Source organism: Streptomyces sp. NPDC088725, assembly GCF_044751305.1.
Classification (GTDB): domain Bacteria; phylum Actinomycetota; class Actinomycetes; order Streptomycetales; family Streptomycetaceae; genus Streptomyces.
In genome coordinates this window covers 82,509-100,248 of sequence record NZ_JBIVLO010000016.1, presented here as the reverse complement: position 1 = coordinate 100,248, position 17,740 = coordinate 82,509, and the positions used below count along the sequence as shown (strand labels likewise).

The following is a 17,740-nucleotide window of genomic DNA, read 5'->3' as shown; positions in this document are numbered from 1 at the left end:
ACGCCACAACGCAGCCAACGACACCATCACCGCGAACGACGCGGGCTGCACCACATCCACCCGCTCCAACGAAGGCGCCCCCTCAGCACCCCGCAACACATCCACCAACGACCAGTCCACAAACCCACTCAACGCGGCCGCACACTCACCGACCCGCTCAGCGAAAACCCCGGACTCCTCCAGCAAACGGGCACCCATACCCACCCACTGCGAACCCTGCCCGGGAAAGACGAACACCGTCTTCCCCTCCACATCGGCCACACCTCGGGCCACCACGGACGACGGTCCGTCGTCCGCGACCGCCCGCAGGGCCTCCAGCGGGTCGTCGCCCGCGGCGGGGACCACTACCGCCCGCTGCTCGAAGACCGCGCGCGAGGAGACCAGCGAGTGGCCCACGTCGAGCGGCCGGGTCTGCGGTTCCGTCTCCAGCCAGGACAGCAGCCGCGCCGCCTGCTCGCGTACCGCGGAGGCGCTGCGGCCCGACACCACCCACGGCGTCACACCGGCCGCGACGGGCAGCACAGGGGCTGGCTCGGCCGCGGGCTCGGGCTCCTCGACGTCCGGCGCCTGTTCCAGCAGCGTGTGGGCGTTGGTACCGCTGATACCGAACGACGACACCGCCGCGCGACGCGGGCGGCCCGTCTCCGGCCATGCCACCGCCTCCGTCAGCAGCCGCACGGAACCACTGGACCAGTCGACGTGGGTCGAAGCGGACTCCGCGTGCAGGGTCTGCGGAAGCACCCCGTGCCGCAGCGCCATCACCATCTTGATCACACCCGCCACACCGGCGGCCGACTGGGTGTGACCGATGTTGGACTTGACCGAGCCGAGCAGCAGCGAACGCTCCGGATCGCGGTCCCTGCCGTAGGTCGCCATGAGCGCCTGCGCCTCGATCGGGTCACCGAGCGGGGTGCCGGTGCCGTGGGCCTCCAGCGCGTCGATGTCGGAGAGGTCGAGCCGCGCGTTGGCCAGCGCCTGCCGGATGACCCGCTGCTGCGAGGGGCCGTTGGGGGCGGTCAGACCGTTGGACGCACCGTCCTGGTTGATCGCCGAGCCGCGGATCACCGCGAGCACCGGGTGACCGTTGCGCTGGGCGTCCGAGAGCCGTTCGACCAGCAGGATGCCGACGCCCTCGGCGAGCGTCATGCCGTCCGCCTCGTCGGAGAACGCCTTGCACCGGCCGTCCTGGGACAGCGCGCGCTGCCTGCTGAACGCGACGAACGGCGCGGGGGTGGTCATGATCGTGGCGCCACCCGCGACGGCGAGAGAGCTCTCGCCGTTGCGCAGCGACTGGCAGGCCAGGTGCAGCGCGACGAGAGAGGAGGAGCACGCCGTGTCGACGGTGACGGCGGGGCCCTCCAGGCCGAACACGTACGACAGCCGCCCCGAGAGCACGCTCGGGCTGCTGCCGGTGACCCGGTGGCCCTCGGCGCCCTCGCCCGCGCCCGCTCCGTACTCCTGGTAGCTGGAGCCGATGAAGGTGCCGGTCAGGCTGCCCCGCGCCGTGGCGGGGTTGATGCCGGCGCGCTCGAAGGTCTCCCACGTGGTCTCCAGCAGCAGCCGCTGCTGGGGGTCCATCACCAGCGCCTCGCGCGGGGAGATTCCGAAGAACGCCGGGTCGAACTCGTCGGCCTCGTGCAGGAATCCGCCGCGGGTGGAGTACGTGGTGCCGGACTGGTCCGGGTCCGGGTCGAAGAGAGCGTTGGCGTTCCAGCCGCGGTTGTCGGGGAATTCCGACACCGCGTCCGTACCGGAGGTCACGAGGTCCCACAGCTGCTCGGGGGAGCTGACTCCGCCGGGGAAGCGGCAGCTCATGCCGATGATGGCGATGGGCTCGTCGTCGGCCGCGCCGGTGGCGACCGGTCCCGCCACGTCGAGTACCGCGCCCAGGATCTCCGCCTGGAGGTACTGCGCGAGCTCCAGGGGGGTCGGGTAGTCGAACACCATGGTGCTCGGCAGGCTGAGCCCGGTGACGGTGGTCAGGCGCTTGCGCAGTTCGACCGCGGTGAGCGAGTCGAAGCCGATTTCACGGAAGGCGCGGCCCTCGGGCACGCCGTCGGCGGAGCTGTGGCCCAGTACCGCCGCCGCCTCGCTGCGGACCAGGTCGGCGAGGAGCCGGGTGCGCTCGGTCTCGGCCAGGGTGCGTACCCGGGTGACGAACTCCGAGGCGTCCGAAGGGCCTTCCTGGTCGGGACCGGCCGTCAGGGCCTGGATCTCGGGAAGGTCGGAGAGCAGCGCGCTCGGGCGCGCCGAGGTGAAGAGGGGGGCGTAGCGGTCCCAGTCGACGTCGGCCAGGGTGACGGTCACGTCCTGGCGTACGACGGCCCTGCGCAGCTCGGTCATGGCGAGGCCGGGCTCCAGGAGTCCGAGGCCCTGACGGCGCAGGCCCTCGGAGACGGCGTCGTCGGCCGCCATGCCCGCTTCCGCCCAGGGGCCCCAGGCCACCGAGGTCGCGGCGAGGCCGCGGGCGCGCCGGTGCAGCGCCAGGGCGTCCAGGTAGGCGTTGGCGGCGCCGTAGGCGCTCTGGCCTCCGCTGCCCCAGACACCGGCGACGGAGCCGAAGAGGACGAAGAGGTCGAGTTCGCGGTCGCCGAGCAGGGCGTCGAGGTGGGCCGCGCCCGCCAGCTTGGCCGAGGTCAGCTGGGCGAATTCGGCGAGGTCCAGGCTTTCGAGCTGCCCGAAGTGGCCGACGCCCGCGGTGTGCACGACGCCGGTGAGCGGCAGTTCCTCCGGGATCCCGGCCAGTACGGCGGCGAGCGCGTCGCGGTCCGCGACATCACAGGCCGCGATGGTGACGCGGGCGCCCGCCGCTTCCAGCTCGGCGCGGAGTTCGGCCGCGCCGGGGGCGTCGGAGCCGCGCCGGCTGGTCAGGACCAGGTGCTCGGCGCCGGCGGCGGCCAGCCAGCGGCCGACCTCGGCGCCGAGGCCGCCGGTGCCACCGGTGACCAGGACGGTTCCGGAAGCGGTGAACGCGTCGGCGGCCGGGAGTTCTTCGACGGCGCGCCGGACGAGGCGGCGTCCCGAGACCCCGGAGGCGCGGAGCGCCACCTGGTCCTCGCCGTCCGCGACGTCCTTGGTGGCGAGCACACCGGCGAGCCGCTGTGCGGACTGCTGGTCGAAGACCTCGGGAAGGTCGACCAGGCCGCCCCAGAGCCTGGGGTGTTCGAGAGCGACGGTCCTGCCGAGCCCCCAGGCCACCGCCTGTACGGGGTTGGTGACCGGGTCGGCGGGGCCGGTCGAGACCGCTCCCCTGGTGGCGGTCCAGAGCCGGCCTTCGCATCCGGTGTCGGCGAGCGCCTGGACCAGCGCGACCGTCAGGGTGAGCCCGTCGGTGAGCGGCGCGCAGGTGTCGCTCGGGCGCTCGTCCAGCGGGAGCAGGGACAGCACGTTCGCCGCGCTGCCGATCTCCTCGGCTTCCGCGAACTCGGTGAGGCGGCCGGCCAGTACGGTCCTGTCGGCGCACGAGGCGTCGAGCACGAGACGGCGGACGCGGGCACCGTGCGCGCTGAGCGCGTCCGTCAGTTCGTCGCGGAGGGTGTCCTGCGCCCCGTCCGTGCCCTCGCTGCTGACGAGCAGCCAGGTGCCGTCGAGAACGGGGGCGGTGGGCTTGCGCAGCCTGGTCCACTCGACCTGGTAGCGCAGCGCGTCGAGCCGGGTCCTCTCCTGCTTGCCGCGCCGCCACGAGGTGAGGGCGGGCAGCAGGGAGCCGAGGGAGGGCAGTTCGCGCTCGCCGAGCCCGAGGATCGAGGCGAGTTCTTCGGCGTCGCCGCGCTCCACGGCGGCCCACAGACGCTGGTCGGCGGGGTCGGCGCCGACGGCGGTGGCGAGGGCGGGCAGCTGCGGCCAGTAGAACTCGTGCTGGAAGGCGTAGGTCGGCAGGTCGACGCGGCGGGCTCCGGCGCCCGCGAAGTACGCCTTCCAGTCCACGGTGACGCCGTGGACGTGCAGGCGGGCCAGCGCCGTGGCGGCGGCGACGTCCTCGGCGCGGTCGGCGCGCAGCAGCGGGACCAGTTCGGCGTCGTAGGTGTCACCGAGGGTGTCCTGGGCCATCGCGGACAGCGGTGCGTCGGGGCCGATTTCCAGGAAGGTGGTGGCGCCCGCGTCGCGCAGGGTGCGGACGCAGTCGGCGAAGCGGACGGCTTCGCGGACATGGTCGACCCAGTACTCGGCGGAGCACAGCCGGTCCTCGGTGGCGAGTTCGCCGGTGAGGTTGGAGACGACCGGGATCTGCGGCGCGGTGAAGGTCAGGCCTTCCGCGACGGAGCGGAACTCGTCGAGCATCCCGGCCATGAGCGGCGAGTGGAAGGCATGGCTCACCCGCAGACGCTTGGTCTTGCGCCCCTGGGCGCCGAACGAGGCGGCGATCTCCAGGACCGGGGCCTCCTCGCCGGAGACGACGACGGAGGCCGGGCCGTTGACGGCGGCGATGGACACGCCGTCGGTCAGCAGCGGCAGCACCTCGTCCTCGGCGGCCTGCACGGCGACCATGGCGCCACCGGAGGGGAGTGCCTGCATCAGCCTGGCGCGCGCCGCGACCAGGGCGGCCGCGTCCTCCAGCGACAGCACGCCGGCGACATGGGCAGCGGCTATCTCGCCGATGGAGTGGCCCGCCACGAAGTCCGGCTTGACACCCCAGGAGCGTACGAGGCGGAACAGCGCGACCTCGACCGCGAACAGCGCGGGCTGCGTCCAGCCGGTCTCGTCCAGCAGCGCCGCCTCGTCGGTGCCCTCGGCGGCGAACAGCACCTCGCGCAGCGGGCGGTCGAGCAGCGGGCCGAAGGCGTCGAGGACCGCGTCGAGCGCCTCGGCGAAGGCCGGGAACCGCTCGTACAGTCCGCGTCCCATGGCGGCACGCTGGCTGCCCTGGCCGGTGAAGAGCATCGCGATCCGGCCGCGCCGCGCCGTCTCGCCCTCGGTCACTCCGGCGTCGGGGGCGGCGGTGGACAGTGCGGTGAGCGACCTCAGCAGCGCGGTGCGGTCCTCGGCCACCACGGCGGCGCGCTGGTCGAACTGCGAGCGCGTGGTGGCAAGGGAGTAGGCGGCGTCGACGAGGTCGAGTTCCGGCCGCTCCTGGACGTAGGCCAGCAGTCGGGCGGCCTGGCCGCGCACGGCGTCACGGGTGCGGCCCGAGATCACCCACGGCACGGCTCCCGGCTCGCGGCGCGGGGTCTTGGCCGCCGGGGTGACGGGCAGCGGGGGCTGCTCGATGACGGTGTGGACGTTGGTGCCGCTGATCCCGAACGACGAGATACCGGCTCGGCGGGGGCGGTCGGAGTCGGGCCAGGCGACCTGTCCCGTGAGCAGTTCGACGGCTCCCGCCGACCAGTCCACGTGGGTCGAGGGCTCGTCCGCGTGCAGCGTCCTCGGCACCACACCGTGCCGCATCGCCATGATCATCTTGATCACACCGGCGACACCGGCCGCGGCCTGGGTGTGGCCGATGTTGGACTTCACCGAGCCGAGCAGCAGCGGGCGCTCGGGGTCGCGGTCGCGTCCGTACGTCGCGAGGAGCGCCTGCGCCTCGATCGGGTCACCGAGCGAGGTGCCCGTACCGTGCGCCTCGACCACGTCCACGTCGTCGGTGGACAGTCCGGCGGCGGCCAGCGCCTGACGGATGACGCGCTGCTGCGAGGGGCCGTTCGGCGCGGTCAGGCCGTTGGAGGCGCCGTCCTGGTTGACGGCGGAGCCGCGGACCACGGCGAGGATCTCGTGGCCGTTGCGGCGGGCGTCGGACTGACGCTCCAGCACCAGCATGCCGACACCCTCGGACCAGCCGACGCCGTCGGCCGCGTCGGAGAACGCCTTGCAGCGGCCGTCGGGGGACAGTCCGCGCTGCCGTGCGAAGTCGACGAACACCGAGGGGGTGGACATCACGGTCACACCGCCGGCCAGCGCCATCGAGCACTCGCCGCTGCGCAGTGCCTGCATCGCCCAGTGCATCGCCACGAGCGAGGACGAGCACGCGGTGTCCACCGTCACCGCGGGGCCTTCCAGGCCCATGGTGTACGACACGCGGCCCGAGGCCAGGCTCGGGGATGTGCCGCTGCCGTGGAAGCCCTCGAACTCGGGGCTCGCCAGCACGGCGCTGTAGTCGCTGTACATCACACCGGCGAACACACCGGTGGCGCTGCCGCGCAGCGAGAGGGGGTCGATACCGGCCCGCTCGACCGCTTCCCAGGACGCTTCGAGCAGCAGCCGCTGCTGGGAGTCCGTGGCCAGGGCCTCGCGGGGGCTCATCCCGAAGAACGCCGGGTCGAACTCGCCCGCGTCGTGCAGGAATCCACCCGAGCGGGTGTAGGCGGTGCCCGGGTGGTCCGGGTCCGGGTGGTAGAGGGACTCGATGTCCCAGCCACGGTTGGTGGGGAATCCCGAGACCGCGTCGGCGCCCTCGGTGACCAGTCGCCACAGGTCCTCCGGCGACTCGACCCCGCCGGGGTAGCGGCAGGACATGCCCACGATCACGATCGGGTCGTCGGCGACCGCGGAGGCCCGCTTGGCGGCGGGCAGCGCGACGTCGGCGCCGAGCAGTTCGTCGAGGATGTACGCGGCGAGGTTCCGCACGGTCGGGTAGTCGAAGACCAGGGTGGCGGGCAGCCGCAGGCCGGTGACGGTGTTCAGCCGGTTGCGCAGCTCCACCGCCGTCAGCGAGTCGAAGCCCAGCTCACGGAACGCGCGGCCCGCGTCGATGTCGGAGCCGTCCGCGTGTCCGAGGACGAGCGCGACCTGACCGCGTACCAGGTCGAGCAGCGTCTCGTGGCGCTCGGTCTCGTCCAGCCGGTTCAGCCGCTGGACGAGTCCGCCGGCCGTGCCGGAGCCGGCGACCGCGGTCCTGCGGGTCCGGGTGCGGATCAACGACCTGAGCAGCGGGGGAACTTCGCCCTGCGCGCGCAGTACGGGAAGGTCGAGGCGTACGGGGGCCACCACGGCGTCGCCCGCGGCCAGCGCCGCGTCGAAGAGCGCCACGCCCTGTTCGGCGGAGAGCGCGGGCGTGCCGGAGCGGGCCATGCGCCGCATGTCCGCCTCGCTCACGCCGCCGGTCATACCGCCGGTCTGCTCCCACGGGCCCCAGGCCAGCGAGACACCGGGCCGGCCGTGCGCCCGCCTGGACTCCATCAGCGCGTCGAGGAACGTGTTGCCCGCCGCGTAGTTGCCCTGTCCCCGGCTGCCGAAGACGCCGGCCACCGAGGAGAACACCACGAACGCGGTGAGTTCGAGATCGAGGGTCAGCTCGTGCAGGTTCCAGGCGGCGTCCACCTTCGGCCGCAGGACGGCGTCCAGACGCTCCTGGGTCATCGAGGCGGTCATGCCGTCGTCCAGCACGCCGGCCGAGTGCACCACGGAGGACACCGAGTGCTCGGCCAGCAGGGCCGCCAGCGCGTCCCGGTCGGTGATGTCGCAGGCCGCGACGGTCACCTCGGCGCCGTGCACCTCCAGTTCGGCCACCAGGTCCTCGACGCCCTCGGCCGCGGGGCCGCGACGGCTGACCAGGAGCAGATTCCGTACGCCCTGCTCGGTCACCAGGTGCCGGGCGGTGAGCGCGCCGAGACCACCGGTGCCACCGGTGATGAGCACACTGCCGCCGACGGCCCAGTCGGGCGCCGAGCCGGTTCCGTCCACGGCCGGCCTGCGCACCAGGCGCCCGGCCCTGACCTCGCCGCGCCGGACCACGATCTGCGGCTCGTCCGCGCTCAGGGCCCACAGCGGGACGGTGGCCGGTTCCTCGTCCGGGTCCAGGTCCACCAGGGAGAACAGTCCGGGGTTCTCCGCCTGCGCGGAGCGCACCAGCCCCCACAGGGCGGCGGCGGCGACATCACGGCCGCCGACCGCGCCCCGGGTCACGAACACCAGGCGTGAGCCGGTGAACCGCTCCTCGTGCGACAGCCACGTCTGCGCGGCCGCCAGCGCGTCGGCCGCGACCGCGTGGGCGGACCGCGCCGCGTCCGCGTCCGGTGTGCCGTCCACCATGATCATGACGACGCCGGGTACCGGGGACTCGCCCGCGGCCAGCGACGTCAGGTCTTCGTGGGCCTCGGTGATCCCGGACAGTCCGGTGCTCTCGACGAGTCCGAAGGCGTCGGGACCCACGAGGGCCACCGCGTCGGGGACGGCGGTGCCGGTTCTGACCGGCACCCAGTCGAGACGGAACAGCGCGTCCCTGACGGTCGAGGCGGCGGCGTCGAGCTGCTGGGCCGCGACGGCGCGCAGCACCAGGGAGTCGATGGAGACGACCGGTTCGCCCTCGGCGTCGGCCACGGCGATCGCGACGGCGTTGTCGGCGGCCGGGGACAGCCGTACGCGCAGCGCGGTGGCGCCGGTCGCGTGCAGCGACACGCCCTCCCAGGCGAAGGGCAGGCCGCCGCGGCTCTCCTCGCCGAGTTCGACGAAGGACGCGGCGTGCAGCGCGGCGTCGAGCAGCGCGGGGTGCAGGCCGAACGAGCCCGCGTCGGCCTGACCGCCCTCGGGCAGTACGACCTCGGCGTACACCTCTTCGTCCCGCCGCCAGGCGGCCCGCAGGCCCTGGAACACCGGGCCGTAGCCGAAGCCTTCGCCGGCCAGCCGGCCGTAGATGCCCTCGACCGGCAGCGGCTCGGCGCCGGCCGGGGGCCACACGGCGGCGTCCAGCTCCGCGCGGTGCTCGCCGAGGGCGAGCACACCGGTGGCGTGCGCGGTCCAGGGCGCGTCGTCGCCCGCCTCGGGGCGCGAGTAGATGTTGACGGTACGGCGGCCGGATTCGTCCGGGTTGCCGATCCACAGCTGGACCTGGATGCCGCCCTGCTCGGGCAGGATCAGCGGCGCGGCCAGGGTCAGTTCCTCGACCTGGTCGCAGCCGACCTCGTCACCGGCGCGGATGGCCAGTTCGAGGAAGGCGGTCCCCGGGAGCAGGGTGGTGCCGCGTACGGCGTGGTCGGCCAGCCACGGGTGGGAGTGCAGCGACAGCCTGCCGGTGAGCAGGGCGCCGTCGGAGTCGGCGAGTGAGGTCGCGGCGGAGAGCAGCGGGTGGTGGGCGGCGCCGAGGCCGGCCGCCCGGAGGTCGGCGGTGTGGCCCTGGGCGCCCTTGGGCCAGTACCTGCGGCGCTGGAAGGCGTAGGTCGGCAGGCTGACACGGCGGGCGCCGGTGCCGGCGAAGTACTCGTCCCAGCGGACCGGAACGCCGTTGACGTGCAGACCGGCGAGAGCGGTGGTGAGGGTACGGCTCTCCGGGCGGCCCGCGCGGAGCACGGGAAGGGTGATCCTGCCTTCGGCTCCCGCCGCCTCGGCGCAGTCCTGCGTCATCGCGGACAGGACGCCGTCGGGGCCGAGTTCGAGGAAGGTGGTGACGCCGTGGCCGAGCAGCCAGTCCGCGCCGTCGGCGTACCTGACGGGCAGGCGGACATGGTCCACCCAGTAGTCGGCGGAGGTCACCTGGGCGACCGTCGCGGGCTCGCCGGTGACGTTGGAGACGAACGGCACCAGCGGCGCCTGGAGCGTGAGCCCGGCGACCACGGCGCGGAACTCGTCGAGCATCGGGGCCATCAGGGGCGAGTGGAAGGCGTGCGAGACCCGCAGCTGCTTGGTCTTGCGTCCCTGGCTCTCCAGCTGGGCGGCGATCTCGGTGACCGCGTCCTCGGCGCCGGCGAGCACGACGGCCGAGGGGCCGTTGACCGCGGCGAGCGACACCTGGTCCTCGTGTCCTGCCAGCAGGGGGGTGATCTCGTCCTCGGTGGCCTGGACGGCGATCATCGCGCCGCCGGAGGGCAGGGCCTGCATCAGTCGGCCCCTGGCGGTGACGAGCCGGGCCGCGTCGGCCGCTGAGAGCACGCCCGCCACATGCGCGGCGGCGATCTCACCGATGGAGTGGCCGGTGAGGTAGTCGGGCTTGACGCCCCACGACTCGACCAGGCGGAAGAGGGCCACCTCGATCGCGAACAGCGCGGGCTGGGCGTATTCGGTGCGGTTCAGGGCCTCTTCGTCGTCGCCCCACAGCACGTCCCGCAGCGGGCGGTCGAGGTGCTGGTCGATCTCGGCCAGCATCGCGTCCAGGGCCTGCGCGAACACCGGGAAGCGCGCGTGGAGTTCACGGCCCATGCCGAGGCGCTGAGAGCCCTGGCCGGTGAAGAGGAACGCCAGCTTCCGGTCGCCCTGGACGGAGCCCTGGACGGAGTCGGCCGCCTCGGTGTCCTCGGTGAGGGCGGTCAGCCCGGCGAGTACGGCTTCGCGGTCGGCCGCCACCAGGACCGCGCGGTGCTCGAAGCCGGCCCGGGTGGTCGCCAGCGAGTAGGCGGTGTCGAGGACCCGCGCGTCGGGCGCGCTCTCCACGGCCGCGAGCAGACTCGCGGCCTGGGCGCGCAGCGCCTCGCGGGTGCGTCCCGACACGAGGACCGGGACGGCTCCCGGCTCGACGTCTGCGGTGTCCGGCGCCTCGGGGGCGGCCGGCTCGGGGGCCTGCTCGATGATGGTGTGCGCGTTGGTGCCGCTGATGCCGAAGGAGGAGACGGCGGCCCTCCTGGGCTCTCCCGTCTCGGGCCACGAGGCGTTCTCGGTGAGGATCCTGACCGCGCCCTGTTCCCAGTCGACGTGCGACGAGGGCTCTTCGGCCAGCAGGGTCATGGGCAGCACTCCGTGCCGCATCGACATGACCATCTTGATGACACCGGCGACACCGGCCGCGGCCTGGGTGTGGCTGATGTTGGACTTCACCGAGCCGAGCAGCAGCGGACGGGCCTCGTCGCGGTCCTGGCCGTAGGTCGCGAGCAGTGCCTGCGCCTCGACCGGGTCGCCGAGCGTGGTTCCCGTGCCGTGTGCCTCGACGACGTCGATCTGGTCGGCCGACAGCCGGGAGCTGATCAGGGCCTGCTGGATGACTTCCTGCTGCGAGGGGCCGTTCGGCGCGGTCAGGCCGTTCGACGCGCCGTCCTGGTTGACCGCGCTGCCGCGCACGACGGCGAGGATCTCGTGACCGTTGCGCTGGGCGTCGGAGAGGCGCTCGAGCACCAGGACGCCCACGCCCTCGGCCCAACCCGTGCCGTCGGCGGTGTCGCCGAAGGAGCGGCAGCGGCCGTCGGAGGACAGCCCGCCCTGGCGGCCCATCTCGATGAAGGTGCCGGGGCCGGACATGATGGTGACGCCGCCGGCCAGGGCGAGGGAGCACTCGCCGCTGCGCAGCGCCTGGGTGGCGAGGTGCACGGCCACCAGCGAGGACGAGCAGGCGGTGTCCACCGTGACGGCGGGGCCCACGGTGCCGAAGGTGTAGGAGATACGTCCGGACAGGACGCTGCCGGTGTTGCCGGTGAGCTGGAAGCCCTCGGCGCCGTCCGCGGGGCCGACCCGGTAGTCCTGGGCCATCGCACCCATGAACACGCCGGTCTGGCTGCCCTTGACGGAGGTCGGGTCGATGCCCGCGCGCTCGAACGCCTCCCAGGCCGCTTCGAGCACCACGCGCTGCTGCGGGTCCATCGCGACGGCTTCGCGCGGCGAGATGCCGAAGAAGTCCGCGTCGAAGTCGGGGGCGTCGTGCAGGAATCCGCCGGAGGCGGTGGTGGTGGACGAGGCGAGCGCCTCGGCGTCCCAGCCACGGTCGGTGGGGAACCCGGAGATACCGTTCTCACCCGCGACGACCATGCGCCACAGGTCTTCCGGGCTGCTGATCCCCCCGGGGTAGCGGCAGGTCATGCCGACAATGGCGATGGGCTCCTGGGCCGCGGCCTCGAGTTCGTTCACCCGCTGCCGTGTCCGTCGGAGATCTACGGTCGCAAGCTTGAGGTAGTCCCGGAGCTTCTGTTCGTTGTCCATCTCAACTCAACCCATCTCGACAGCCAGCGGCCGAACATGAATCACGCCGGACATCTCGCGCTCGTCGTTCCACAAATAGAAAGCCACATGGCTTCGTGACTGATTCAGGGGAAGCCATGTGGCGATTCTCGTCCTGACCGCGTCGGGAATTCCCTAGTTTTCCCGGGCCAGGTGGCCGGCTACCAGTTGGAAGCCAGCAGAAGGTCCCCGTATTGCTCTTCGCGGGAGACCTGATTGAGGTCGGCGTCGACCATCATGTGCATCAGCTCGGGGAAGTCGACGTCCGGCTTCCAGCCCAGCTTTGTCTGAGCGTGCTTGCTGTCGGCGCACAGGATCTCGACCTCGGCCGGGCGGACCAGCTCGGGGTCGATGACCACGTAGTCCTCCCAGTTGAGGTCCACGTGCTCGAAGGCGATCCGTACCGCGTCGCGGACGGAGTGCATGCTGCCGGTGCCGATCACGTAGTCGTCGGGCTCGTCCTGCTGGAGCATCAGCTGCATGGCACGCACGTAGTCCCCGGCGAAGCCCCAGTCGCGGACCGCGTCGAGGTTACCCAGGTGCAGCTTGTCCTGGAGCCCGAGCTTGATCCTGGCGACCGCCATGGAGATCTTCCTGGTCACGAACTCCGTGCCGCGGCGCGGGGATTCGTGGTTGAAGAGCATTCCGGAGACCGCGTACATCCCGAAGGACTCGCGGTAGTTGCGGGTGATGAAGTGCCCGTACGCCTTGGCGGCGCCGTACGGGCTGCGCGGGTGGAAGAGCGTCGTCTCGCGCTGCGGAGTCTCGGCGGCCTTGCCGAACATCTCCGAGGACGACGCCTGGTAGAAGCGAATCTGACCGTGGTGCGGCGTGCTGCGGGAGTTGCCGTTCAGGCCGCTCACCATGCGGATCGCTTCCAGGACCCGGAGCACACCCATTCCGTTGACCTCGGTGACCAGCTCGGCCTGCTGCCACGACATCGGCACGAACGAGATCGCGCCGAGGTTGTAGACCTCGTCGGGCTGCACCGTGTCGACGGCGGAGACCAGGCTGCCCTGGTCCATGAGGTCGCCGTCGACAAAATTGAGCTCGGAGACGAGCCGGCTCACTCGTGACTTGCGGGGGTTCGCCTGGCCGCGTATCAGCCCCCAGACCTGGTAGCCCTGCGACAGCAGGTGCTCCGCCAGATACGAACCATCCTGACCGGTAATTCCAGTAATCAGCGCTCGTTTGGCCATTCCATCCTCTTCTCGACCACAGAGAGACCGCCCAAACGCAGAACTCGGCCGACAACCTGGCATCGAATACGCTTGTGTCCGGACGATAGACATCGGCACGTTCGCAAGCCGCCGACCACGGTGTCAAGAAATCCCCGGCATACTAGGGGTTTTCTGGCTCCCGCCGGCGCGGGCGGGCGGCGCGGGAGGCGTCACGTGAAGTCCCGACAGCCCGGAGCTCTCGCCCGTTGCGTCCGCGAAATGCCCTGGTAGCTCCGCCAAAAGGGCCCCCGGCGGCCTGCGATCACACCCACAGGCCCACTCCGCGGGAGGACGAGGCCACCGGACGGGACCCGGGGGAATGACTCGTCTAGTAATTTTCCGGCCTGACATGAGGTGCACTGAGTCCGTCGGCGCCCGGGCCGGCTCTGTCAACCGGAGTGTCCTTCCGTGCTGTTCGGACTCCTGCGTACCCATGCGCGGCCGTGCCGCCGTGCCTCGGCCTGCTGGTATTCCTGCAACTCATCCAGATTCGCGGTACGTTGCCGCTGCCGGCCCCCGGCGCCGCGCTGATCGGCAACGGTGTGGTCGACGGGGACAACGGCTCCATCACCCGGACCGTGACCGTCATGATCGTCGTGGCGCCGGTGCAGATCGCCGCCGCCCTCGGGGCCGTCTCACCGGGCTCACGCGACGCGATGGCGATGGGCCGCGACATCCGCTCCGTGGTCTTCCGCCGCGTGCTGGACTTCTCCGCGCGTATGGCCTCCGCCGCCCGGGTCTTCTCGCTGCTGGACGAGAAGGAGCAGGCCCCCGACCCGGTGAGGCCGGAACGGCCCAGGGGCCATGTGCGGTTCCACCGCGTGTCGTTCCGCTGCGCCCCGGAAACCCCGCTGATCGAGGAGGTCTCACTCAGCGTCGGGCCCGGCAGCACGGTGGCCATCGTCGGCCCGACCGGTGCGGGCAAGACCATTGCTGAGCAATCTCCTGATGGCTTCTACGAGGTGGACAGCGGCCACTCCTGTTCGACGGGACCGACCTCGCGTCACCGCGACGGTCACCGCGCCGGGTGGACCGCGGCGACCGGACAGGCCCCGCCGGGCAGGGCACCCTTCACGCTTCCTCGCCCGACGGGGCCGCCGCCGCGCCGGTGACCACGGGGGCGCGTTTCCTGGAGTGGGTACCGGTGGTGGCGAAGGCCGAGTAGCGCGGCACCCACCGCAGCAGGGCCCCTGCCGCGACGACGCCCATGGCGCCCATCACCGCGATCCCGGTCGCCAGGCTGCCCAGCGCGGCGGCCGCCGATACGACGAGAGGGCCGCCCGCGCTGCCGGAGTCGGCGCACAGGCGCCACACCCCGAGGAATTGCGAGCGGGTCGCCGGCGGCGCGACGTCCGCGCCGAGCGTCATCAGGATGCCGCTGCCGATGCCGTTGCCGAAGCCCATGAGCATCGCGACGACGGTCAGCGAGACCAGGCCGTGGGTGAGCGGCAGCGCGGCCATCGCCAGTCCCAGCACCAGCATCGAGGGCACGGCGATCCACAGCCGGCCCGCCCGGTCCATGAGCCGGCCCGAGGGGTAGAAGGTCAGTGTGTCGACCAGGCCGGCGATCCCGAAGATCACACTGGTGGACGACGGGCTCTGGCCCAGGTGTTCGGCCCACAGCGGCAGGACCGTCTGCCGGGTGGCGCGGACCGAGCCCACGAGGAGGACGGCGAGGCCGAGCGTCAGGAAGACCTTGCGGTGATCGCGTACCACCGAGCGCACCGGGACCGGTGCCTTGCCGGTGGTCCTCACCCCGGCCGGATCGGCGACATCGGGCACGGCGAGGACCACCACGGCGGTCGCGAGCGTGCACAGGAGCGCCAGCCAGTAGATGTCGTGCACCGGGCGCACGCTCAGCACGGCGGCGCCGATGAACGGACCGGCGAACGCCCCGACCCGTGACATGCCGCCGAGCGTGGACAGCGCCCGCGCGCGCAGTCCCGTGGGCACGACCTCGGTCAGATAGGACTGTCTGGCCAGGACGAACACCGCGTTGGTCGCGCCCGTGGCCGTCACGGCGAGCGCCAGCTGCCAGAGGGTGGTGGCCAGCGCGCAGCAGCACAGGGTCACGACGGCGACCCCCGCGGCCACGAGCATCGCCTTGCGGTCGCCGAGCCGCGCGGCCAGCGCCCCGGCCGGTACGTCGCCGAGGATCTGCCCCACCCCGATCAGGGCGAGTACGAGCCCCGCCGCGCCGACGGAGGCGCCGAGCGCTCTGCCGCTGAGCGCGAGCACCGGGGCGAGCGCGCCCATCCCCGTCTCGAAGATCAGGGCCGGCAGGAAGACGGCGGGTATGAGGCTCCGGAGGGACACGGGGCGGGACGAACTCACCTGCTGGGCCTCACTTCGGGTGCGCTGGACAGGGCTCCCCCGGGGTCGGAAGCTGCCCCCGGCCCATTGAACATCAGGGGACGGAGAGCCCCCTGAGCGGCCCGGTCCACGGGACGCCGGCGTCCCGGCATCGCCGAGTCACGGCGTCACCACGTCGCCGTGTCCCTGTGTCCCCGCGGTCACCACGTCACCGCGTCACCGCGTCGGCACGTTGTACGACATCAGGGACGCCCGCCCCGCCGACACCCGCAGCTCGGTGATCGCGCAGTTGCCCAGCGCGGGGAAGACCCGCCGGTACTCGCTCTCCGCGATGCCCAGCAGGCGGCACAGGACGAGCCGGTACAGGGTGTTGTGCGCGACGGCCAGCACCCTGCTCCCCCGGTACGTGTCGGCGAGGCGCAGCAGGGCCGCCGCGCCGCGTCCCGCCGCCGCCTTCGGGTCCTCCCCCTCGGGCAGCGGCCGGCCGGCCGGATCGCGCAGGAACTCGGCGACCTCACGCGGATACTCCCCTTCGAGTTCGGCGAGCGTGCGGCCCTCGGCGACCCCGAAGTCGATCTCGGCCAGGTCGGGTTCGGCCACGGCCCGCAGACCCGTCGCACGTACGGCGGGCTCGGCGGTGCGGCGGGCGCGGTACAGCGGTGAGGTCACGATCGCGTCCAGACCGGCGCCGGAGGCCCAGGCCCCGAGGTCTTCGGCCTGTTCGCAGCCGCGGGGTGTCAGGTCGATGTCGCTGACCCCGGTGTAGCGGTTCTCCGCGTGCCAGACGGTCTCACCGTGCCTGGTCAGGAAGAGGGTCGTGGGTGGTGCGGCGGTCATCCGTGCTCCCGTGCGTAAGCGGCCGTCTCCTGGGGCAGCCAGCCCCGCTCTTCCAGTGCGTCGACAAGGGTGACGAAGGGCTCGGCGAAGCGGCGGCTGACCTGTGGCCGCGGTTCCACCACCGTACGGAAGCGGACCATGGGACGGAGGTCCGACAGCGGCGCGCGTACGGATCCCTCGCCCGCGGCCCCGCCGTGGGCGGCCAGAACCGCCATGCCGAGGGCTGAGTCGGCCTGCCGGGGGATCCTGGCGGTCCGCCCGAGCACGTCCGCGCGCAGTTGGTTCCAGTACGTACTGCGGGTGGCGCCGCCGGTGAAGGTGAGGGGGCCATCGACCTCGGCGCCCAGCAGCCGGACGTAGGCGAGGCACAGCCGCTCGATGAGCGCGACGCCCTGGAGCAGCGCCGCGTGGTGGTCGGCGTCGTCGGCGGGCGTGCCGAGGACGAAGGCCTCGGCGTCGGGGGCCAGGAACGGGAAGCGTTCGCCCCGCGAGACGAGGGGGTACGCGACGGCGCCCGCGGGTTCGCGGTGCGCCGCGAGCCGGTCGAGGTGCCCGAGGTCGGCGCCGGGGAACGCCCGGGTCAGTACGCCGGCTCCGACGCTGGACGCACCGCCGGGGAGCCAGTGTCCGTCCGGGGAGCGGTGGCTGTAGAGCACTCCGGCGGGGTCGTGGAGCGGTTCTTCCGTGACGCCCTTGAGAACGAGTGTGGTCCCGAGGACGGTGTTCCACTGCCCGATGTCCCAAGCCCCGGAGCCGAGTTGGGCGGCGCATCCGTCGGTCATGCCCGCGAATACCGGGGTCGACCCGGCGAGCCCGGTGGCCTCCGCCGCCTCGTGGGACACCGTACCGAGCGGGGTGCCGGGCGCGACCACGTCGGGAAAGGCGAGCCCGGAGAGGCCGAGGAGGTCGTGGACGGCGGTGGGCCAGGCGCGGTTGTACAGGTCGTAGCCGGTCTTGAGGGCGTGGCTGGAGTCGGTCGCCACGGGCCGTCCGACGAGCCGGGAGGTGATGAAGTCCGCCTGGTGGCAGACCCGGGCGCCGTGGAGCGCGGGCGCGCCGTCGTCCCGGGCGTGCCGGGTGAGCCACAGGAGTTTGGCGAGGGCCCAGCTCGGCTGGATGCGGTGGCCGAGCGAGGCCCATACCCCGGCGCCGGCCTCCTGGGCCTGCCGGGCCTCGTCCTTGGCCCTGCTGTCGTCGTACATGAGCGCGGGGCTGAGGGGCGCCCCTTTCGCGTCGGTCAGCAGCACGGTGCCCGAGGTGCTGCACACCGCGAGTCCCCGTACGCGCGTGGCGGGGACGGTGCGCAGCGACGCGCGGACGGCGGCGGCCGTGCCGCTCCACCAGTCGGCGGGAAGCTGTTCGTGGCGGTCGCCGTCGCGGCGACCGGTGAGCGGGGCCGAACCGCTGCCGAGTACCTGTCCTCCGCCGGTGACGGCCACGGCGCGCACGCTCTGCGTTCCCAGGTCGACCCCCATCCAGACGTCCTGGTGGCGTGCGTCGGTCATGAGGTCCCGCCTTCCCCTGGGGCCGGTGATGACCGGGTGAGAGCACCGGCGATTACCTCACCAATCTATGTTATATCC

6 protein-coding genes are annotated in these 17,740 nt (G+C 72.5%); 1 reads left to right on the top strand and 5 read right to left on the bottom strand.

Translation table 11 applies throughout. The features are described from left to right. The coding region (locus ACIP6N_RS29020; RefSeq protein ID WP_401820542.1) for a type I polyketide synthase at nt 1-11,769 on the bottom strand (11,769 nt) is incomplete at its 3' end. Nucleotides 11,770-11,948: 179 nt separating this feature from the next. After that, nucleotides 11,949-12,986 carry a GDP-mannose 4,6-dehydratase gene (locus ACIP6N_RS29015; protein WP_401820539.1) on the bottom strand — a complete coding sequence of 346 codons (1,038 nt, stop codon included), beginning with the start codon at nt 12,984-12,986 and terminating at the stop codon, nt 11,949-11,951. Between the two features lie 464 nt (nt 12,987-13,450). Between ACIP6N_RS29015 and ACIP6N_RS29010 the strand changes: the two genes are divergently transcribed. Further along, nucleotides 13,451-14,119 (top strand): hypothetical protein, encoded by a 669-nt coding sequence (locus ACIP6N_RS29010; RefSeq protein WP_401820536.1) that lies wholly within the window; start codon nt 13,451-13,453, stop codon nt 14,117-14,119. Here ACIP6N_RS29010 and ACIP6N_RS29005 read toward each other — a convergent pair. The 3 genes from ACIP6N_RS29005 to ACIP6N_RS28995 form a co-directional block, all read right to left on the bottom strand. Continuing rightward, a complete protein-coding gene (locus ACIP6N_RS29005; protein ID WP_401820533.1) occupies nt 14,079-15,323 on the bottom strand; it encodes an MFS transporter in 1,245 nt (414 codons plus the stop codon). The two genes, ACIP6N_RS29010 and ACIP6N_RS29005, sit on opposite strands and share 41 nt — an antisense overlap. A gap of 213 nt (nt 15,324-15,536) precedes the next feature. Then, nucleotides 15,537-16,157 (bottom strand): histidine phosphatase family protein, encoded by a 621-nt coding sequence (locus ACIP6N_RS29000; RefSeq protein ID WP_401820530.1) that lies wholly within the window; start codon nt 16,155-16,157, stop codon nt 15,537-15,539. Next, on the bottom strand, nt 16,154-17,662 hold the full coding sequence (locus ACIP6N_RS28995) for an FGGY-family carbohydrate kinase (RefSeq protein ID WP_401820528.1): 1,509 nt from the start codon (nt 17,660-17,662) through the stop codon (nt 16,154-16,156). The genes ACIP6N_RS29000 and ACIP6N_RS28995 overlap by 4 nt, the downstream gene beginning before the upstream one ends. Nucleotides 17,663-17,740 lie beyond the last annotated feature (78 nt).